A 20,530-nucleotide genomic window follows, 5' to 3' on the forward strand; every position below is an offset into this window, starting at 1 on the left:
CTGGACGGACAAACAAGTGTGCGCAAGATGGCATAAATTACACAAAGGAACGCTGTTAACCCAGCAATTCTTGAGTAGTGAAACCACATCGTTTTCTGCGCCAGAATTAGACAGTTTGCAAGCCACGTTATCCATCTATCGACAACGGCTAATGGATATCAGTTGGTTCATGCGCGAACTTAACGAACCCATTGCGCGAAAAGCCAATCATGAAGACCAATGCACCGGCCATTTCTGGGAAGGACGCTTTAAATCTCAAGCGCTATTAGATGAGCATGCAATAGCCGCATGCATGGTTTATGTGGATTTAAACCCAATTCGGGCAAAATTAGCCAGCACACCTGAAACCTCTAAACATACCAGCGTCAGACGACGTATTATCGACTTGAAACACGGAAAACAACCTTCAACATTGATGCCATTTGTAAGCAACGTATTAACCCGTCAGGCAACCGTGATACCGTTTAATCTTATAGACTATCTAAAGTTAGTCGACCTTTCCGGGCGTAGTCTACATCCCACTAAAAGTGGTGCAATAAATATGAATCAGTCACCTATCCTTCAGCGACTTGGTTTTGATGAACAAACTTGGAATACCCTTTTTTCAAGCTTCGAAGAAACTTTTAGTGTCGCAGCGGGCCAAAACGACACTCTTAAAAGTTATAAACGACGACGTCGACATAAGCGCTTAGTTGGTTCAATTAAATAATAATTCAATCAAGTTAATTTCTGAATCGAAAAATACTGCTTAGTCATATATCGGCAAAACTATCGCGCACCTAATTAACTGCCACACTTCAATATTTCGTTTTTAGCTCATTTTAAAAAAGAATTATATTCACTTTTAGCTTGTCTATAAAAATAATTTAGCATTACATATTGATATTCATACAAAGTAGTGTCTGTCTAATTAAATAATTAACTATGCCTGTCCAAATTTAAAGATCATACAAAGCTATGCCTGTCCATTTAAACAATTTAATAATAATTCAATCAAGTTAATTTCTGAATCGAAAAATACTGCTTAGTCATATATCGGCAAAACTAACGCGCACCTAATTAACTGCCACACTTCAATATTTCGTTTTTAGCTCATTTTAAAAAAGAATTATATTCACTTTTAGCTAGTCTATAAAAATAAATTAGCATTACATATTGTTATTCATACAAAGTAGTGTCTGTCTAATTAAATAATTAACTATGCCTGTCCAAATTTAAAGGTCATACAAAGTTATGCCTGTCCATTTAAACATGCCTGTCCAATTTAAAAAACATAAAAAACACGATTTGTCCACAAAAAAACACCGTTTTAACATGCTAAAACGGTGTTTATGTTTGTCGAAGTTTTATTTACAAACAACTTGATAGATGAATAGCAGGATCCGCTTCTCTTGCTTTTATTGCATCTGCAACTGTTAAGCCTAGTGCTTTAGCTATACCCTCACCGTATTCTGGGTGACATTTATTACAATTGCGAATATGACGAAATTTAATAAAATCAAAAGTATCACCCATTTGCCTTGCAGTATTTTCAAATAGAGCTTGCTTTTGTTCATCATTCATTAAATTAAATAATGCACGAGGCTGACTGAAATAGTCTTCATCATCTTCACGGAAATCATAACGTTTAGCATAGCCATCTATTTTCAAAGGAGGTTCCGCGAACTGTTGTTGCTCCTGCCACTGTTGAAAGCTATTAGGTTCGTAGTGAGGTTTATCGCCGTAATTGCCGTCGACTCGACCTTGACCGTCACGAGCATTACTATTCACAGGGCAGCGGGCTTTGTTCACCGGAATTTGATTCAGGTTCACACCCACTCGATAACGTTGAGCATCTGCATAATTTATCAGTCTAGCCTGCAGCATACGATCTGGTGAAACACTAATACCTGGAACTAAATTACTGGGAGCAAAGGCTGCTTGCTCAACATCTGCAAAATAGTTTTCAGCGTTTTTATTGAGCTCAAACTCACCAACTTCTATTAATGGGTAATCTCCTTTAGGCCACACTTTAGTCAAATCAAAAGGATGGTAAGGAACTTTATCCGCTTCAGCCTCTGGCATAATTTGTACATACATCTTCCACTTAGGAAAATCTCCCTGCTCGATGGCCTCATAGAGGTCTTTTTGATTGCTTTCTCGATCCATAGCAACCACGTCTGCAGCTTCGCTATCGGTTAAGTTTTTAATACCTTGTTGAGTGCGGAAATGAAACTTAACCCAATAGCGTTCGCCTGCCTCGTTCCAAAAGCTATAGGTGTGAGAGCCAAAACCATGCATATGCCGATATGAAGCTGGAATACCACGATCACTCATTACCACAGTTACTTGATGCAACGCTTCTGGCAATAATGTCCAAAAATCCCAATTATTTGTAGCCGATCGCATATTAGTACGAGGGTCACGCTTAACTGCTTTGTTTAAGTCTGGAAATTTAAGAGGATCTCGCAAAAAGAAAACAGGGGTATTATTGCCAACCATATCCCATATCCCTTCTTCAGTATAAAACTTCAAAGCAAACCCTCGAATATCGCGTTCAGCATCAGCGGCACCGCGCTCTCCAGCTACCGTACTAAAACGCGCAAACATTTCAGTTTTTTTACCTACCTCACTAAATATTTTGGCGCGAGTGTATTTACTAATATCTTGAGTAACGGTGAACGTACCATATGCCCCTGAACCCTTAGCATGCATGCGCCTTTCAGGAATGACCTCACGTACAAAGTTGCCAAGCTTTTCATTTAACCACACGTCTTGCGCTAAAACCGGACCTCGTTTGCCTGCAGTTAAACTATTTTGATTGTCGACTACCGGCGCGCCACTGCTAGTAGTGAGGTCTGTTGGTTCATATGGACATTTTTTATCGCTCATTACACTTGCTCCTGTTAGAAACTAATCGGTATTTCATGTTTAGATCACAACTACCACAATTTTCGAAGTATAGAAGATGTCTTATTTTTTACTGAACATTAAAAATTTAAAAATAAATTTATGACTGTCCAACAATTTAACCTTAGAAATTAAAAAAATCATGCCTGTCCCAAAATACCTTTACCATGAAATAATGACACTAAACTGGTATTAATAGAGACTACTTAGCTAATTTCTCTTGTTGTTCTTGCGTTAACACTTTCCAATATTTTTCGTCAATCTCAACCAAAGGATCAGACATTTTGAGTAGCGACAAATAATCGAAAATATCTCCCTGCAATCTTTTTAACTCCTTACTTTTAAAGGAATCTGAGTTAGTTAGTGCAGCCTGTCCTTCAAGCTTTTTCAACAAGTTATCAAGATATTCGGTATTAACCTGAATCTTTGATTTTGAATCTTGAATATCACTAAATGCTGCTGCAGTATCTAATATAGACAATCTTTTGTTGGCTTGTTGTTCTTTTTTGGCTGACTGCTCAGTTGCCTGTCTGGCAAGTAAATCAGCTTTTTTCAATGCCATTTGTTCGGCTTCTTCCTGACTCAAGGCTATTTCTTCTGGAATTTGCTCATCAACTTCGACCTTTAAGGGTAGCTCAAGCTCCAATGCCAAGGGTTCAATTTCCACATTATCCATTGCCTTGGCAGCTAAAGTTAACGCTTCTTTTTCAGCATATTGGGCCCGCTCAGGTTCATCCAGCTGTTGCTCTGTAAATTCTTCTTTCTGGGGCAATGGTGCACTCGCCATTCGCGTCGAAACTGACGGTTTACTTAAATCTTTAGTTTGCAATTTAGCTTTGCTAGCTCCTTCTCTTTCATCCAAAGTCGCTTGATCAGCAATTTCATAGCTATCTACATCAGCCTGTGGTGCCTGTTCAAAACGCGGGTCGAACTGCTCGTACTGCGTGTAAACCACTAAGCTAATGAACATCACTGAAGCAGCAATTGATGCAGGCCATTGCCATTGTCGCCATTTAGTTGGCTGATTTTTAGCATCAATACGTTGCTTCGCTAAGGTTAAAATGTGGCTGTCCACTAACTGGGAAGGTGCTGGTTTATTTTGAGATTGGTATAAATTGCTGACTTCTGAGTCAACTATATCTTCACTAGAGGATGTTGGATTGTTATTCATGATGGGCATCCTCGGTTCCCCAATCTGGCATCTTTTTAGATAAACAGTCTCTTAACTGAGCATAGGCATAACGTAATCTACTTTTCGTTGCTTCATGGGAAGAACCAACGATCTCCGCAATTTGTTTTATCGTTAACGTCGACTCTTCTTTAAGTAGAAAAACATCCAAAAACTTCACGGGTAACCTTTTCATGCATTCTTTCAGGAAAAACCGCTGTTTATCAGCTATCAGCATTTTCTCCCCCCTAGTTTGATGAACTTCTGAGTCATTAATTTGGCCCTCTGCATCGTCCACAGAATCATCAATCACCTTTTCGACAACTTGCAAATGCCTCACTTGATCAACTACTCGGTTGCGCGCCATTGTGTATAACCAAGTTGAAAATTTAGCGTTTGGCTCAAATGACTCCGCATGATCGATAACTTTACTCCAAGTATCCTGAAATAAGTCTTCGGCTAATTGCTGATTTTTCAATTGCCTCAACAAATAACGATACAGACCGCCTTTATGTCGTTCATATAAAAGCTTAAACGATACTGAATCTCCACCAGCAAATCGTTTAAGCAATTCTTCATCTACTACTTGATTCAAACGAATTTATCTTCCCTTAAATTAATAAGACCTAGCCAATCTCACACCCTGTGTCTTAGTTTCTGTATTTTGTTTGCGCTCTTCATGGGTAGTTGAACCCGTGATTTCTGACTTCAGAGTTTTCGCCATTCTCACCAAAGAAACAAATTCAGCACGATAGCCATAATCATCCTTGCCTTTGTTGTCATTAGCAAGTTCTATAATCTTTTCAAAATCTAAATTTGCAGTGTATTTACTATTTCTCAATAATTGTGCAAAACCCACAACAGAAGTCGCAAATTTAAAATCAACAGATTGGGCATCGAAATCAATAATATTTTGTTTTTCAATTATTTGGTCAAGCAAAATACTGTTATCGTCATCCATGGGTTTATATCTTAGCTTGACATGTGCCAGTTCGTTTTCCAAATTAGAAGCGTCACTATTATGATTTTGTTTATAGCGTAAATCGTCGTTAAACTTGACTCCACCTTGCAATACCACTTCATAAAAAGCCGTCACAGTGTGGCCATCGCCTATTTCTCCGGCGTCTACCTTATCGTTGTTGAAATCCTCATTTTTCAAATTACGATTTTCATAACCAATTAAGCGATATTCAGCCACAGTATTGGGGTTAAACTCCACCTGAATTTTCACGTCACGGGCAACAGATTGCAAAGTCGCATTCAACTCTTCCACCAGTACTTTTCGTGCTTCCTGTAACGTATCAATGTAAGCGTAATTACCATTTCCTTTGTCAGCTAACTGCTCCATTAAATGATCATTGTAGTTACCTTGACCAAAGCCTAAGGTTGTGAGTTCAATACCTTGTTGTTTTTGTTGTTCAACTAATTCGATTAATTGTTGATGATTAACCCTACCTACATTGAAATCACCGTCGGTGGCTAGGATCACCCGATTGACGCCATTTTTCTTAAATGCCTGCTTAGCCAATTTATATGCCAGTTCAATCCCCTCACCTCCATTGGTTGAACCACCAGCGGATAAACGATTTAACGCTTGCTCGATTTTTACTGTCTGATTCGCCACGGTAGGCTCCAGCACCACGCCAGATGCGCCTGCATAAACCACAATAGCAACGCTGTCATTTTCAGTTAATTGTTTTGTCAGCATAGTTAGCGCACGCTTAACTAAAGGTAACTTGTTTGCAGAGTTCATAGAGCCCGACACATCCAACAAAAACACTAAATTTTTATCACTACCATTAACCTCCTGGTCAGATCCATCTGTTTGACTATTTTTTGGCTTATCTAAAGAATGAGCCTTTAGGCCAATTCGCATCAACAAACGCCCGTCATTCCAAGGTGAATTAGCCACTTGAGTATCAATTACAAAAGGATGCTCAGGGTCATCAGCTACGGGATATTGATAATCAAAATAATTCACGAACTCTTCGATTCGTATGGCATCAGCTGGCGGTAGCCACCCCTGATTTAGCATCCGCCTGGCGTTGCTGTAGCTCCCTGTATCCACATCTATTGAAAATGTAGAAACAGGATTAGTATTGGTTGTAAATACCTGATTTTCTTCTTGTTGTTGATATTTTTCAGTAAAGGTGGGGTTCTGCGGCATTTGTGGCGGATAATAACCAGGTGAAGTGGCGGATAAGTCAGCCATGGCAAACTCTTGAGTTTGCAGTCGCTGCCTCTTTTGCAATGCTCCTTGAGCCCTAGCGTGTGCCTCTGCCCGCTGAGCAGCTACCATAACCTCCTCAGTCTTAGCTGAATCTTTAACCTGTTTTTCATTTTCATTGATTGTGCAAGCCGCAATACTCAAGGCAAGTCCAGTCGTAGCAAACAAATAACTCATTCTTCTGAGGGTAAATTTAGGTTTAGTTACTAGGTTAATAGTATCTTGACGTTTTGAGTTGTCTGATTTATTCGTGTTCATTTTTATTCCTTTTACACTTAGTTATCAGTACCAACGAATGAGTATTAAAAAGGGGTTATTTATTTTTCAATATCTTATCAAAATGTATTCTGCAGCTTTTTCACTCAACTATTAGCAAATAAACCAAGTATTAGTAAATTTAACCAAACACAGTTAATCAATTTCAAAATAAAATTCATGAATGGCTATATCCACTTGATTTATATAGTTTTTTACAAGTGGCATGGTGAGTGCTTAGTTTACAGAAAAGGACTCTCTTACGAGTGGTCATTAATCAAAGCACAATGCAAATTGTCGTTACGAACTTAATTTAAAATGTTTGGTTAAATTTGGAAAATACAATGGACACTAATAATTATCACAACCATATTTCAATTTCACGCTCATCACTAAAACAGTTATCCCTAGCCGTTATGATTTGCTCGAGTTTCTTATTGACCGCATGTGGACAGGCAGAAGCCAATAAAAACGAAAAAACCGAAACAGAACAGGCTAAAGTTATTCCAATTCCAGTTGAAGTGAAGAGTTTGAGCCGTGGTGATATTTCTTCTAATTATGCAACAACCGCCGTTTTAGAGGCAAAAGAAGAAGCCTTTGTGGTTGCTAGAGCATCAGGGATCATTGATCAGATTTTAGTAGAAGAAGGTGATTACGTTAAAAAAGGCCAAATATTAGCGAAACTAGATCCCGAACGTTATGAATTAAACTTATTAAGAGCAGCGGCTGATTTACAAGGTATTGAAAAGGAACTTGCGAAAGTTAATAAGGTTTATCACAAAAAACTCATCAGTGATGACACTTATGACAAACTCACAGCTCAATATGAATCAGCAAAAGCAACCTTAGCCTTAGCTAAACTCGATTTAAAAGAGGCAACCATAGTCGCGCCTATTAGTGGCTATATCGCAGAAAGAAATGCAAAAGTGGGCAATCTAACGGAATCCTTCCAGCGCGAGCGCATGTTTCATATTGTGCAACAAAAGCAGCTATACGGAATTGTTTACCTACCAGAAAAAGAACTCTCTCGCGTACACGAAAATCAACAGGCTAGCCTATCAATATCTGCACTGAACGATACACTCATTAATGCTTATGTAGAGCGTATTAGCCCTGTCATTGACGCAAAAACTGGCACTTTCAAAGTCACCCTTAGGGTACCCAACGAGGATAATTTGCTAAAAGCAGGGATGTTCTCTCAGGTCAGTTTAAATTACGACACCCGTCAAAATGCGACTTTATTACCGCGCAAAGCTTTACTCGCCATTGACGACAAAACCAACGTGTTTGTGGTCGACGCCAATGGGATTGCTAACAAAATAGCCATTAAAGTTGGCTACCAGGAAGGCAACTTCGTAGAAGTGACCGAAGGTCTAATTGGTGGTGAAAAAGTAGTAGTGACTGGTCATCAAAACCTCAAAGACAAAGCTGTTGTTGAAATCGTAAACAGCTAATTGGGGAACAAATTATGAATCTAATTGAAATTGCGGTGAGACGTCCGGTAACCGTGTGGATGTTCACCTTAGCAGTACTGCTATTCGGCTTTGTTTCTTTATCACGTTTATCATTAAACCTGTTACCGGAGTTATCCTACCCCACACTTACAATTCGCACAGACTATGTGGGCGCGGCGCCTGGGGAAATTGAGCAATTAGTCAGCAAACCCATTGAAGAGGCCGTGGGCATTGTCAAAGGGGTGCGTAAAGTTACCTCGGCTTCAAAAGCAGGACAGTCAGATGTCGTTTTAGAGTTTGACTGGGGTACTGAAATGGATATGGCCAGCTTAGAGGTAAGGGAAAAGCTCGATGTTCTGTTATTGCCCCTGGACGTTAAACGGCCGCTGTTATTGCGATTTAACCCAAGTTTAGATCCGGTCATGCGCTTTGGACTTGGCGCAAACAAGGCAAATTCTGATAACGCCAGCTCTGCTAATCCTTCTTTTTCACAACAACCAAGTATGGATGAAGGGAGTATGAAGCGGATCCGGACCTACGCTGAAGAAGATATCAAGCGTAAGTTGGAGTCCGTTGAAGGAGTCGCTTCAGTGCGCGTCGGAGGAGGCCTGGAAAACGAGATCCATGTTTTGATCGATCAGCATCGCACGAGTCAATTAAACATTCCGTTAGCCGAGATAATCAAGCGATTAAAAGATGAAAATGTCAATGCTTCCGGAGGCCGTGTCGAAGACGGTTCCCAGGAGTACATCGTCAGAACCCTGAACCAATTTCAAACTTTAGACGACATGCGTAACTTGTACATTGCCACACGTGATGGCAGACACATTCGTTTAAGCGATGTGGCAGACGTAAATAATGCCTATAAAGAACGTTCATCCGTCACCCGCTTTGATGGATTCGAAGGCGTTGAAATTGCCATCTATAAAGAAGGCGATGCCAACACGGTTAACGTGGCTAATGCAGTAAAAACTAGGCTTGAAACCTTAAATCAAACATTGCCTGAAAACTACCAAATCCAAATGGTCTACGATCAATCTTTGTTTATTGCCAGTGCTCTTGAGGAAGTGAAATCGGCTGCCATCATAGGCGGAATCCTGGCCATGTTTGTGTTGTATTTTTTCCTGAAAAACATCTGGCCTACGTTAATAATTTCCATTTCCATTCCCGTGTCCATAATTGCCACCTTTAACTTAATGTATAGTTACGATATTAGTTTAAACATTATGAGCTTGGGCGGTATTGCCTTGGCTATTGGTTTGTTGGTTGATAACAGCATAGTGGTGCTGGAAAATATCGACAGGCATAAAAAACACAATGCCAATACATTAGAGGCTGCTGCCCAAGGAACAAAAGAAGTATCAATGGCCATAGTCGCCTCCACCCTCACCACTATGGCGGTATTTTTCCCATTGGTATTTGTTGAAGGCATTGCAGGTCAATTATTTAGTGATCAAGCCCTTACGGTGACCTTTGCACTTGCGGCATCCTTAGTGGTGGCACTCACTCTGATCCCAATGTTAGCTGCAAGAGAAAAATCTCGTCGCCCAAGCAAAGAAGTTGATTTAGGTCCTAGGAATATTAAACAAAAACCATCGGGTTGGTTACAACTAACCGGTTACTACCTGCTATTACCATTCACTCTTTTAGCAAAACTGCTGTTTTATGTGCTCCCGCTAGTATTAACAAGCCTGATTTTAGCTGTATTTAACGGGCTATCCAAATTGTTATCCGCACTATTCAAACCCGTACTATGGCTTTTCGATAAATTCTACAAGCTAATATCAGCAGCCTATTACTATAGTCTCAATGTTGCTATGCAAGCGCGCTTTGCAGTAGTCGCCATTGTGCTCACCTGCTCTGCATTGTCCCTGTTACTTTTGCCTAAAATTGGATTGGAATTGATCCCGCCACTGGCTCAGGGAGAATTTGATGTGGAGATTACCTTACCAACTGGCTCTAAGTTAGAAAATACTGATGCAGTGCTGGCGTCGTTGGCTACCTTTACGCAACAACAACCACAGGTTGCACGCACGTATTCATTAGCTGGCACCGGCAGTTTAATGAATGCCTCTCCCTCACAAGGTGGTGATCATTGGGGAAAATTAAATGTGGTAATGGCCAGTGAAGCTTCAACTGAAGATGAACAGCAGGTTATTGCTGCCATGCGCCAATATTTGAGCAATCAAGCGGGATTGCAAAGTAAATTTGGTACCCCCGAACTATTTAGTTTTTCCACCCCACTGATGATTGAAATATCTGGATACGACCTACAAATGTTAAAACGTTACGGTGACAAACTTGCACAAGTGCTGTCTGAAAATGGACGATTTGCGGATATCAAAAGCTCCCTGAAAAATGGTAACCCAGAATTAAGGGTACTCTTTGACCATGCCAAGCTAGCGCAACTAGGTTTGAATGCACCCGATGTGTCTAAATTAATTGCAGCTAAGATTGGCGGCGAAGTAGCCAGTCAATTTAGTATTGATGATCGCAAGATAGATATTTTAGTGAGAAACCAACATACCCAACGAGACTCCATTCAAGATATCTCTCAAATTGTCGTCAATCCGAGTAGCGCCAATGCAATTCCATTGGCTGCGGTTGCCTCGATTGAAATGTCGGTAGGCCCAAGTGAAATAACCAGAGTCGGTCAACAGCGGGTTGTATTGGTTAGTGCAAACCTTAACTATGGTGATTTAGGAACCGCAGTAATTGACGCCCAATCAGCCATAGAAACCCTCAATCTACCAGTCAGTTTACAAGCTAGGGTCACAGGTCAAAGTGAGGAAATGGAAGCGAGCTTTAATTCTCTATATATGGCATTAGCCCTAGCTATTTTCATGGTGTATTTGGTCATGGCATCACAATTTGAGTCCTTACTACATCCATTCTTAATTTTATTTACCGTGCCTATGGCCTGTGCCGGTTCAATTTACGGTTTATATTTAACCAATACCAACATCAGTGTCGTGGTGTTTATTGGCCTCATTATGCTCGCAGGTATTGTTGTAAACAACGCCATAGTATTAATTGATCGCATTAATCAACTACGTGCAAATGGGGAAGAAAAAATAGCAGCCATTAAACAAGCTGCACATAGCCGCTTGCGGCCAATTCTTATGACCACTCTGACCACAATTTTGGGCTTGCTGCCCATGGCCATTGGCTTAGGTGAAGGCTCTGAAATTCGCACACCTATGGCTATCACAGTAATATTTGGCCTGTTGTTCGCCACGTTTCTTACCTTATTGATGATCCCAGTCTTATACAGCCTATTTGATCGCAAAACTTTCGCCGCAGATAACGACAAGACGACTATTCAACACACTAAAACTGATACAAATGAGGTGGTGTATGGATAAGTTCGCCCATGCTGGCGCTGCATTGGCAAGCTTTGCCATACGACGTCCGGTTACCATCTCAATGGTGTTCTTTTCATTGTTAATCATGGGGTTGGCAGCCAGTCGACTGTTGCCATTGGAGAAATTTCCAGGCATAGATTTTCCGGAAATATTCATCCAAGTTCCCTACAAAGATGCAACGCCGGCGGAAATCGATAAAATGATCACTCAGCCCGTGGAAGAGGCGTTAGCCACTATGTCGGGAATTAAACGCTTGCGCTCCCGTTCTACGGAAAATAATGCGGAAATTCAAATTCGCTTTGATTGGGATGCCAATATTAAAGCCAAAAGCATAGAAGCCCGAGAAAAAATCGATGCGATACGCCATCTGTTACCAGAAGATGTAGAACGGGTATTAGTATTTAAATTTAATTTGAAAGATATGCCGGTATTTCAACTCAGATTGTCCAGTGACCGCGATATTTCCAATTCCTATGACTTACTTGAACGTAATCTAAAAATGCCCATAGAACGCATTAAAGGTGTCTCAAAAGTAGAGTTGTACGGGGTTCAGAAAAAACAAATCTCCATTCGTTTAGATCCCCAACGTATAGCAGCACTGCATATCGATACTGGAAAATTAACCAAAACCTTAAGGGACGCTAACTTTTCCATGACGGCCGGTCAGTTTTTTGATTTAGACCAAAAAATCACCGTTAATCCAGTGGGAGAATACCGGAGTATACAGGAAATTGAAGATCTTATTGTTCAGCCCAATGTGCGCTTAACCGATATCGCCACCGTTAAATATGAAACCCCACGGGCGGAAGAAGGACGCCATTTAGATCGCACCCATGCCATTGGTTTAAATATCTTTCGAGAATCCGGTGCGAATTTAGTCGCGGTATCCGATGCGGTTATGCAAGAAATTGAAAAAGCCCGCAATAGCACCGCGTTCAATGGCATTAACCTATTTATTATGGATGATGAGGCTGACTCGGTCACCACCTCCCTTCAAGACTTACTTAATTCAGGCCTGATCGGTGCAGTATTATCGATCATTGTTTTGTATTTATTTTTACGCAACTTAGCCACAACCTTGGTAGTGGTATTGTCTGTGCCCTTTGCAATATGCATAACATTAGCCTGCATGTATTTCTTAGGTTATACCCTCAATATTCTGTCATTAATGGGCTTGATGTTAGCGGTAGGCATGTTAGTAGACAATGCTGTGGTGGTCACAGAGAGCATTTTTCAAGCCAGAGAAGACGAACCTGACCCAGTGGAAGCAACGAAGAAAGGCGTCGCTTTGGTAAGTTTGGCGGTGATCGCTGGAACGGCTACCACAGCCATCGTTTTTTTACCCAATATTGTAGGGGCCAAAGAAGAAATTACGGTGTTTTTAGAACATGTAGCCGTGTCTATCTGTATTTCATTGTTTGCTTCTTTGATTTTAGCGCAAACGCTCATTCCCTTATTAACCACAAAGTTGAAAATAAAACCTAAGCCAAAACATATTAAGCCATCAAAACTGAAAGCCTTGTATAGGTCTATCTTAACCTGGACCCTTGCAAACCAAGGTAAGACGGCATTGATTGCAGTACTGATTTTAGTGAGCACTATAATCCCCATGAACCTGTTGAAAAGCGATGAGCAAAACAATGGTAACAATGGTCGTATTTGGTTGAATTACAATGTGCAGGCTAATTACAGCCTTCAGGAAGTAGAAAAGACAGTAGTTAAAATGGAGGACTATTTATACGCCAATAAGGAACGCTTTTACATTAAGCAGGTGTACAGCTATTTCACCACAGGTGAAGCACAATCAGGCATTACGTTAGAAGATGATATCCCCATTAAAATTGCAGATCTTAAAAAACGCATTAAAGATGAATTTCCTGCATTTGCACGGGCAAAACCGTCTTTCCAGTGGAATGAGAGCAGTGGCGGCGGCGTCAAAATATCATTATTCGGACAGTCATCTGAAACCTTAATGGAAATTGCCGATGAAATTGTCCCTGTATTGGCAAGTGTTGACGGTTTAACCGATGTTAAAGCGGATATAGATGGTCAAAATTACGAGTTACAAATTAAGGTTGATAGGAACAAGGCCTTTCGATTTGGTTTAAACACTCAGGATGTGGCGACTATGATCAGTACAGCACTGCGCGGTTCAAACCTACGCACATTCAGAAATGCCAGTAATGGAGAAATAGATATTCGATTGCTTTACGATGAAACATTGCAAACATCTATCGATGGGCTACGCAATTTAATTGTGTTTAGAAACCTTGAGCAAAATGTCACTCTGGATATGTTGGCTGATTTAACCATCAAACCAAGGATGTCTCATATTCAGCGAGACGGCAGACAAACAGCACTGAGCATCGGCGCGAATTTAGAAAGCGACCTCACCATTGAAGAAGCAAAAGAACGTATTGAAGCCATTATGGCCAATGTGCAACTTCCCAACGGTTACTCTTGGGCGTTAGACGGCAGTTTCCAGCGCCAGGACGAAGACGAAGGGGTAATGATCACAAACATGCTTTTAGCTGTCTGCATGATTTATATTGTTATGGCTGCGCTTTTCGAATCCTTGTTATTACCCACTTCGGTATTAACCTCGTTAATATTTTCATTTACAGGCGTGTTTTGGGCATTCTTAATTACCGGCAATCCCATGACGGTAATGGGCATGATAGGCATGTTAATTTTAATGGGAATAGTGGTGAACAATGGCATCGTCTTGGTCGACCGGATTAATCAATTGGTTAATCAAGGTTTAGCAGTTCACGACGCCATCATTGAAGGCTGTCTTACTCGGGTTAGGCCCATTTTAATGACCGTATCTACTACTGTACTTGGACTTGTTCCCCTGGCGTTGGGTGATGTGAGCATTGGCGGTGACGGCCCGTCTTACTCTCCAATGGCTATCGCCATAATAGGCGGTTTGCTATTCAGTACCTTAACTAGTTTATTTTTAGTCCCTTTAACGTATTTATTGCTGCTCAAATTACGTCGCAATACTGTACAGATGATATCGGATAGTAAACACCTAGTGGCGAAAATTACCGGAGCTTGAGGAATCGATAGAAAATGGCGCTCATGATGTCTCTTCATGAGAGCCTTTATCGACCGAAGGCTCTTAATTGGCTGATGGCTCTTAATTGGCTGATGGCTCTCAACTGGCTGATGGCTCTTATAAACTAATTAAGAGCCTTAAAAGGCGATTTGCTGTTAGCGTTTATCTGCTAATTTGTCCATTAGAAATGCTATGGCGGCCTTTTCAGACGGCGCAAAGTCACCATCGGCATTGGCGATTTCTTCAGCCAACTTTAAAGCTTGTAATTTCATCCAGGGATCTGACAATAGAATCGCGCGATGGGCTAAAAAGTTTTCAATTTCGTCTTCCGCAATGGCATCGACGACTTTCCTTTCAAGGGTAGTGTAATAATCTAGTTTATCGATATCGCTAGACCATTCCAGTTGTGCTAACCAGTCCTGCATATAGCGCCTTTCTTGCTCGTCAATCACGCCATCAATCATTACAAACATAAGCGCAATATCAAATAAAGCCTGACGTTGAATTTGATCTTTACACTGCCCCAAGTCTAACGCTTGAATAAAAATGGTAAACCTCATCAACTTACTCCATGGTGTTTTATAATCCAATCTACAGTATCCTAGTCCAAACTATCCTAATCTGCTAATCCAAAATGGTTAAATCTACCCAACAAAATCAAACGAATCATTGCATTGTCGGACTTATCAACCCCAAAAGTCCTACCAATGTAGGGGCAACATTGCGAGCTGCAGGGTGCTATTGCGCCAAATCAATTGTGTATACTGGCAAACGCTATGAACGCGCTAAAAACTTCGCCACTGACACCAAAAATGCCAATACACACATTCCGTTAATTCCTAAAGAAACGCTATTTGACGACTTACCAGAGGGTTATCAAAAAATCGCATTTGAATTAGTCGAGGGAGCAACACCACTACCCCATTTCCAACATCCAGAGAAGGCAATGTATATTTTTGGGCCGGAAGACGGTTCGATACCACAACAGGTTCTGAATCAATGTGATGACGTAGTTTACGTCCCTACGAAAGGTTGCATGAATTTAGCAGCGTCAGTGAACGTGCTCTTGTATGACCGAATGGCAAAACAACAAGACACCATATATTCCGATGACATCATTCGCAGCAGCCGAGATACCAATAATAAACTTAAACGAAAAGTGCCTTTTCCTGTGAAATAGTCAGTCAAATCAAGCCAAACACAAAATAATTACAAATTTATTACATACTTCCTTTCTAAATAGGCTTAATTATGCATTAATTGAGAAACAGCACCTTTTACGCTGTTTCCATTGTTGTCGATAAAAAAGGAACTCTACTATGTCTGAAGATACTCGGATTCCCCGTAACCCAGAGAATGATCACACTGTTGAAATGGCAAAAACCCGACGGGAGTTTTTGAAACAAAAAACCGGGGCGGATTTAAAATACACAGGTGAATTCAGTATCGATCCCGGGGTTTTACCCGGCAATGTAGAAAACTTTATTGGTATTGTGCAAATGCCTGTAGGTATCGCTGGCCCAGTGCAAATCAATGGTGAAAGTGCTAAAGGTTTATTTTACGTTCCCCTCGCCACGACAGAAGGTACCTTAGTGGCCAGTTATAGCCGAGGAATGCGGGTAATCAACGAATGTGGCGGAGTAAAAACCACAGTTGTGGAAGGTTGGATGCAACGCGCTCCAGCGTTTATTTTCGAAGATGCCAGACAAGCCCGTGATTTTGGCCAATGGGTAGAGCACAACTTTGAACATATTAAAGCCGTATCTGAGTCTACAACCAGTATTGGTAAATTAGAACACATTCAACAATGGTCTGTGGCAAAAACTCAGTATTTACGGTTTAACTACACAACAGGTGATGCGGCCGGCCAAAATATGGTGGGTAAAGCAACCCTAGTGGCATGTGAATGGATCAAAGCCAACTCCCCTATTCCATGTATGTATTTGCTTTCTGGCAATATGGATACAGATAAAAAACACTCCCATTTAAATATGCTGCACTCCAGAGGAAAACGCGTCATTGCTGAGGTGATATTGAAAAAAGAGGTGTTAGCACGGGTAATGAACGTCGATACAAAAGTATTAGCAGGAGCCACCACTCTGGCCAATAATGGCGCTCAATTAGCGGGGGCAGCTTATAATGGTCCTCACTCTGCGAATGGTATTGCTTCACTATATATTGCCACTGGCCAAGACGAAGCAAACGTAGTTGAGTCTCACGCTGGTATGCTATCCCATGAATTGCTCGATAACGGTGATTTTTATCTAGCCGTAACCTTACCTTCATTGATTGTAGCCACCTTTGGTGGTGGAACAGGGTTACCCACTCAACACGAATGTTTACAGTTACTCGATTGCGTAGGTAAAGACAAAGCCAATAAATTCGCTGAAATTGTGGCGGCAACGGTATTAGCCGGCGATATTTCACTGGCCTGTGCTGTTATCGCTGGTCATTGGGTTAGCAGTCACGACAAAATGGGTCGTAATCGCTAAGCTCATATAACATCAAAAAATTAACGCAAAGCGCCTGAGAGACCGGGTGCAGTGCAAATTGTGCCTATAATTAAAAGCCAGATACGGTTTAGGTTTCCCCTTTAAATTAAATTTATTTTAGGATCATTTAAACCTTTTCATCTTCACCTTCGACTTACTCTCTGATTGTTCTAATAATTTCAGAGAAAATGTCATGAAAATTGAAGATACCAGTGGGCAAGACGTCGTACTGGCGAATAAAAAACATAAAAAACCCTTTATCATCATCGTCGTCGTTGGTATTGCCTTATTAGCCAGCTATTTTACCCTAGCCCCCGCGTTGAGTAATTGGTCAAGTTCTGACTATTCCATTTCAGCTCAGCGCTTGCGTCTTGGTACGGTTCAAAAAGGTAACCTGGTAAGAGATTTATCAGTTCAAGGTCGAGTGGTTGCGTCGGTTAGTCCAAGACTTTACAGCCCTGCTCAAGGCACCATTACCTTTAAAGTAGATGCTGGCGATTCAGTGAAAATGAATCAAGTGTTGGCATTAATTGACAGCCCAGCTTTGACCAATGAACTAAAACAAGAAGAGTCCAGCTTACAACGTTCGCAAATGGAATTAGATCGGGAAAAAATACAAGCTAAAAAACAAGCGTTAGAAAATCAAAAAGCAGTGGATCTCGCTTTAGTCGCCTTAACCGCGGCTGATCGGGAAAAACGCCGGGCCGACAAAGCTTATGCAACCCACTCTATCAGTCAAATCGACTATGAAAAAGCCCAAGATGATTTACAAAATGCCAAACTCGTCCACCAACATGCGGTGCGAGATGCCCAATTAAATCAAGAAAGCCTGGCCTTTGAAATTCAAACTAAACAATTGCAACTGGCTAGACAACGACTGCTGGTAGAAGAATTAACCCGCAAAGTCGACGAATTGACTATGCGCTCTCCAGTCAATGGCATCGTCGGCAATTTAGCTGTTCAGCAGAAAAATCAAGTAACCCAAAATCAGCCCATTTTAAGTGTAGTGGACTTATCGGAATTTGAATTGGAAGTTGATATTCCAGAAAGCTATGCAGACGATTTGGCAATAGGTATGCCCGCAGAGGTCAGTTTCAATGGCGAAACGCATTCAGCCACTCTGGTCACTATCTCACCTGAAATTGAGAACAATCAAGTGAACGGAAGAGTGCGTTTCGCCGCCCAAAATGCCGCTGGAGAGACCTTAAAGCAACCTCAAGGATTGCGTCAAAACCAGCGTTTAACCACCCGTATTCTGATGGAAAGCAAAGCGGATGTGTTAATGGTGCAACGAGGACAATTTCTTGACAGTGGTAGTGGTCGAATTGCTTATATAGTGAAAGATGGTATGGCGGAAAAAACCACAATTTCCACCGGTATCCGCAGCCTGTCAAATGTTGAAATCATGCACGGATTAAATGCAGGTGACACCATCATTATTTCTGGAACAGAACAATTTAACGGTGCCCAACGAATTCTTATCACCAATTAAAATGCTCGGTCGTGAATACCCAAAATGAAAATTCTAGCGACAAAAATTCAAAAAATAATAGAAACGAATAAGGAAAGTAGATGCTAACCATGACAGACGTAAAAAAAGTGTTTCGTACCGATCTCATTGAAACCCATGCCCTACGCGACTTTAATTTGCAGGTAGATGAGGGCGAGTTCGTAGCCGTCACCGGCCCTTCAGGCTCAGGAAAAACCACCTTTTTGAACATCGCGGGCTTATTAGAAACCTTTGAAGGTGGCACCTATCAGTTAGATGGTCAGAATGTAAGTCACCTAAATGATAGACAGCGCAGCCAACTCAGAAATGAAAAAATTGGGTTTATTTTTCAAAGTTTTAATCTTATCCCAGATTTAAATTTGTTCGATAACGTAGACGTGCCTCTGCGTTATCGCGGTTTCAAACGTAATGAACGTAAAAAGCGCATCGAAGAAAGTTTAGAATTAGTGGGGTTAGCTAATCGTATGAAACATCTACCCTCACAACTTTCTGGAGGCCAGCAACAGCGTGTTGCCATAGCACGTGCCCTTGCTGGTAATCCGAGGTTTTTACTTGCCGATGAACCAACTGGTAACTTAGATACTAAAATGGCATTAAGTGTATTGGAGTTATTGAAACAAATTAACCAGCAAGGTACCACTATCGTGATGGTAACCCACGATCAGCATTTAGCCTCCCAAGCCAAACGCAACATTTATGTGCGTGATGGTCAGGTAAGTGAAATGAGTGGCATCGCCGAGCCTGCTCATATAGAAATGCATCAAGCTGCCATAGGCTAAGGAACAACAATGTTTACTTATTATCTTCGCTTGGCCATGAAAAGTATTAAACGCAATCCTATTCTCAGTGCCTTAATGATTACCGCGATTGGCCTTGGCATTGGCGCTAGCATGACAACGGTTACCGTTAACTACTTAATGTCTGCCAATCCTATCCCCCATAAAAGCGAGCAACTTTTTTACGTGCAATTAGACAGTTGGTCTGAGTTCGAACCTGCAAGAGAGCCTAATGATCCACCCGACCAAATCACCTGGACGGAAGCGACCAACTTAATGCAGGCCAACCAAGCCTATCGACAATCGGCGATGGCATCTACAGGTGGCGTAATTGAACCCCAAGGGCAAGATGAAAAACCATTTATGGCCAGTATACGGCTGGCTTTTTCAGACTTTTTCCCAATGTTTGACGTCCCTTTTTTATACGGTAGTGGCTGGCCAGATAGCAGTGATAAAAACCGAGACTACGTGGTTGTGATCAGCAAAGCCACAAATGAGCGTGTGTTTGGTGGTGAAAACTCTATTGGCCGCACCATACGAATTGTTGGTGAAAATTTCCGAGTTGTGGGGGTATTAGATGATTGGCTTTTAGTGCCACGCTTTTACGATGTTACCACAGGGGCATTTGACGAAACCGAAGAAGTCTTTATGCCCTTTTACATGAAACAAGAACTAGAGCTGACCAATGGTGGCAATACCAATTGTTGGAAGACCCCTGAGGGTGAGGGATTCACTGCATTTTTACAATCTGAATGCGTGAACTACCAAATGTGGGTCGAACTAAGAAACGATAATGAAAAAGCTCAATACATGAACTTTCTAAACAATTATGTAAATGAGCAAAAGTCTTTAGGTCGCTTTGCCCGCCCACTAAACAACCGCATTTCAAATGTGATGGAGTGGATGGAAAATCAAGAGGTAGTTGCCGATGATGCGCAGATCATGATGTGGGTGTCCTTTATGTTTTTATTGGTTTGCTTGCTAAATACAATAGGTTTGCTGTTAGCCAAATTTACTGGCAAAGCCGCAGAAATTGGTTTACGCCGAGCAGTAGGCGCGTCAAAAACCGACCTATTTATTCAGCATCTGGTGGAAACGGCTTGTATTGGTATAGCCGGCGGAATTTTGGGCTTAGGCTTGGCCTACTTAGGGCTGGAGGGGATTAAGTCATTGTACGGCGAATTCGTACAAAATTTAGTTGGATTAGACGTGACTATGATGGCCAGCGCTATTTTGCTCGCCCTAGTATCGAGCATATTGGCTGGCATGTACCCCACTTGGCGGGCTTGCAATATCGCGCCAGCCAGCCAATTAAAAAGTTAACAAGGAGAAT

At 41.3% G+C, this 20,530-nt stretch carries 14 protein-coding genes; 9 read left to right on the top strand and 5 right to left on the bottom strand.

All coding sequences use genetic code 11. The features are described from left to right. Positions 1 to 709 (top strand): transposase (locus ACYVIL_RS17835; RefSeq protein WP_460313870.1); only part of this gene is annotated, 709 nt, incomplete at its 5' end. A 641-nt stretch (positions 710 to 1,350) separates the two neighbouring features. Here ACYVIL_RS17835 and ACYVIL_RS17840 read toward each other — a convergent pair. The 4 genes from ACYVIL_RS17840 to ACYVIL_RS17855 all read right to left on the bottom strand — a co-directional run bounded on the left by ACYVIL_RS17840 (position 1,351) and on the right by ACYVIL_RS17855 (position 6,542). After that, a complete protein-coding gene (locus ACYVIL_RS17840) occupies positions 1,351 to 2,871 on the bottom strand; it encodes a catalase (protein ID WP_303473942.1) in 1,521 nt (506 codons plus the stop codon). 220 nt (positions 2,872 to 3,091) lie between these two features. Further along, entirely contained in the window at positions 3,092 to 4,060 is a 969-nt protein-coding gene (locus ACYVIL_RS17845) for a hypothetical protein (protein WP_460313872.1), read from the bottom strand. Further along, the gene (locus ACYVIL_RS17850; RefSeq protein WP_460313874.1) at positions 4,053 to 4,652 is read right to left on the bottom strand and encodes a sigma-70 family RNA polymerase sigma factor; all 600 of its coding nucleotides are present in this window, start codon (positions 4,650 to 4,652) and stop codon (positions 4,053 to 4,055) included. The genes ACYVIL_RS17845 and ACYVIL_RS17850 overlap by 8 nt, the downstream gene beginning before the upstream one ends. Positions 4,653 to 4,673: 21 nt before the next feature. Then, a complete protein-coding gene (locus tag ACYVIL_RS17855) occupies positions 4,674 to 6,542 on the bottom strand; it encodes a vWA domain-containing protein (RefSeq protein ID WP_460313876.1) in 1,869 nt (622 codons plus the stop codon). A gap of 413 nt (positions 6,543 to 6,955) precedes the next feature. Here ACYVIL_RS17855 and ACYVIL_RS17860 point away from each other — a divergent pair, with 413 nt between their 5' ends. Genes ACYVIL_RS17860 through ACYVIL_RS17870 form a run of 3 tightly spaced genes read left to right on the top strand, consistent with a single transcriptional unit; the run spans position 6,956 to position 14,419 of the window. Further along, positions 6,956 to 7,993: an efflux RND transporter periplasmic adaptor subunit gene (locus tag ACYVIL_RS17860; protein ID WP_460313935.1), complete on the top strand. Its 1,038-nt coding sequence runs from the start codon at positions 6,956 to 6,958 to the stop codon at positions 7,991 to 7,993. Between the two features lie 14 nt (positions 7,994 to 8,007). Next, positions 8,008 to 11,358 (top strand): efflux RND transporter permease subunit, encoded by a 3,351-nt coding sequence (locus tag ACYVIL_RS17865; RefSeq protein ID WP_460313878.1) that lies wholly within the window; start codon positions 8,008 to 8,010, stop codon positions 11,356 to 11,358. Continuing rightward, positions 11,351 to 14,419 carry an efflux RND transporter permease subunit gene (locus tag ACYVIL_RS17870; protein ID WP_460313880.1) on the top strand — a complete coding sequence of 1,023 codons (3,069 nt, stop codon included), beginning with the start codon at positions 11,351 to 11,353 and terminating at the stop codon, positions 14,417 to 14,419. Before ACYVIL_RS17865 ends, ACYVIL_RS17870 begins: the two co-directional genes overlap by 8 nt. A 155-nt stretch (positions 14,420 to 14,574) precedes the next feature. On the opposite strand, the gene ACYVIL_RS17875 is transcribed toward ACYVIL_RS17870, so the two are convergent. Continuing rightward, on the bottom strand, positions 14,575 to 14,979 hold the full coding sequence (locus ACYVIL_RS17875; RefSeq protein WP_303473934.1) for a tellurite resistance TerB family protein: 405 nt from the start codon (positions 14,977 to 14,979) through the stop codon (positions 14,575 to 14,577). A 74-nt stretch (positions 14,980 to 15,053) separates the two neighbouring features. Here ACYVIL_RS17875 and ACYVIL_RS17880 point away from each other — a divergent pair, with 74 nt between their 5' ends. The 5 genes from ACYVIL_RS17880 (at position 15,054) to ACYVIL_RS17900 (ending at position 20,520) form a co-directional block, all read left to right on the top strand. Further along, on the top strand, positions 15,054 to 15,599 hold the full coding sequence (locus tag ACYVIL_RS17880; RefSeq protein WP_460313883.1) for an RNA methyltransferase: 546 nt from the start codon (positions 15,054 to 15,056) through the stop codon (positions 15,597 to 15,599). A gap of 139 nt (positions 15,600 to 15,738) precedes the next feature. Beyond that, positions 15,739 to 16,911 (top strand): hydroxymethylglutaryl-CoA reductase, encoded by a 1,173-nt coding sequence (locus ACYVIL_RS17885; RefSeq protein ID WP_303473932.1) that lies wholly within the window; start codon positions 15,739 to 15,741, stop codon positions 16,909 to 16,911. Positions 16,912 to 17,104: 193 nt separating this feature from the next. Continuing rightward, positions 17,105 to 18,403 carry an efflux RND transporter periplasmic adaptor subunit gene (locus ACYVIL_RS17890; RefSeq protein WP_460313885.1) on the top strand — a complete coding sequence of 433 codons (1,299 nt, stop codon included), beginning with the start codon at positions 17,105 to 17,107 and terminating at the stop codon, positions 18,401 to 18,403. An 80-nt stretch (positions 18,404 to 18,483) separates the two neighbouring features. Further along, positions 18,484 to 19,200 carry an ABC transporter ATP-binding protein gene (locus ACYVIL_RS17895; RefSeq protein WP_303473930.1) on the top strand — a complete coding sequence of 239 codons (717 nt, stop codon included), beginning with the start codon at positions 18,484 to 18,486 and terminating at the stop codon, positions 19,198 to 19,200. A 9-nt stretch (positions 19,201 to 19,209) separates the two neighbouring features. Then, positions 19,210 to 20,520 carry an ABC transporter permease gene (locus ACYVIL_RS17900; RefSeq protein WP_460313887.1) on the top strand — a complete coding sequence of 437 codons (1,311 nt, stop codon included), beginning with the start codon at positions 19,210 to 19,212 and terminating at the stop codon, positions 20,518 to 20,520. Positions 20,521 to 20,530: the final 10 nt, after the last annotated feature.

The sequence above is a fragment of the Aliiglaciecola aliphaticivorans genome, assembly GCF_054782055.1.

Coding starts and splice junctions, on each gene's coding strand:
- ACYVIL_RS17860 (WP_460313935.1), top strand. CDS start 6,956: ATGATTTGCTCGAGTTTCTTATTGACCGCATGTGGACAGGCAGAAGCC.
- ACYVIL_RS17865 (WP_460313878.1), top strand. CDS start 8,008: ATGAATCTAATTGAAATTGCGGTGAGACGTCCGGTAACCGTGTGGATG.
- ACYVIL_RS17870 (WP_460313880.1), top strand. CDS start 11,351: ATGGATAAGTTCGCCCATGCTGGCGCTGCATTGGCAAGCTTTGCCATA.
- ACYVIL_RS17900 (WP_460313887.1), top strand. CDS start 19,210: ATGTTTACTTATTATCTTCGCTTGGCCATGAAAAGTATTAAACGCAAT.
- ACYVIL_RS17855 (WP_460313876.1), bottom strand. CDS start 6,542: ATGAACACGAATAAATCAGACAACTCAAAACGTCAAGATACTATTAAC.
- ACYVIL_RS17840 (WP_303473942.1), bottom strand. CDS start 2,871: ATGAGCGATAAAAAATGTCCATATGAACCAACAGACCTCACTACTAGC.
- ACYVIL_RS17875 (WP_303473934.1), bottom strand. CDS start 14,979: ATGAGGTTTACCATTTTTATTCAAGCGTTAGACTTGGGGCAGTGTAAA.
- ACYVIL_RS17895 (WP_303473930.1), top strand. CDS start 18,484: ATGCTAACCATGACAGACGTAAAAAAAGTGTTTCGTACCGATCTCATT.
- ACYVIL_RS17885 (WP_303473932.1), top strand. CDS start 15,739: ATGTCTGAAGATACTCGGATTCCCCGTAACCCAGAGAATGATCACACT.
- ACYVIL_RS17880 (WP_460313883.1), top strand. CDS start 15,054: ATGGTTAAATCTACCCAACAAAATCAAACGAATCATTGCATTGTCGGA.
- ACYVIL_RS17890 (WP_460313885.1), top strand. CDS start 17,105: ATGAAAATTGAAGATACCAGTGGGCAAGACGTCGTACTGGCGAATAAA.
- ACYVIL_RS17845 (WP_460313872.1), bottom strand. CDS start 4,060: ATGAATAACAATCCAACATCCTCTAGTGAAGATATAGTTGACTCAGAA.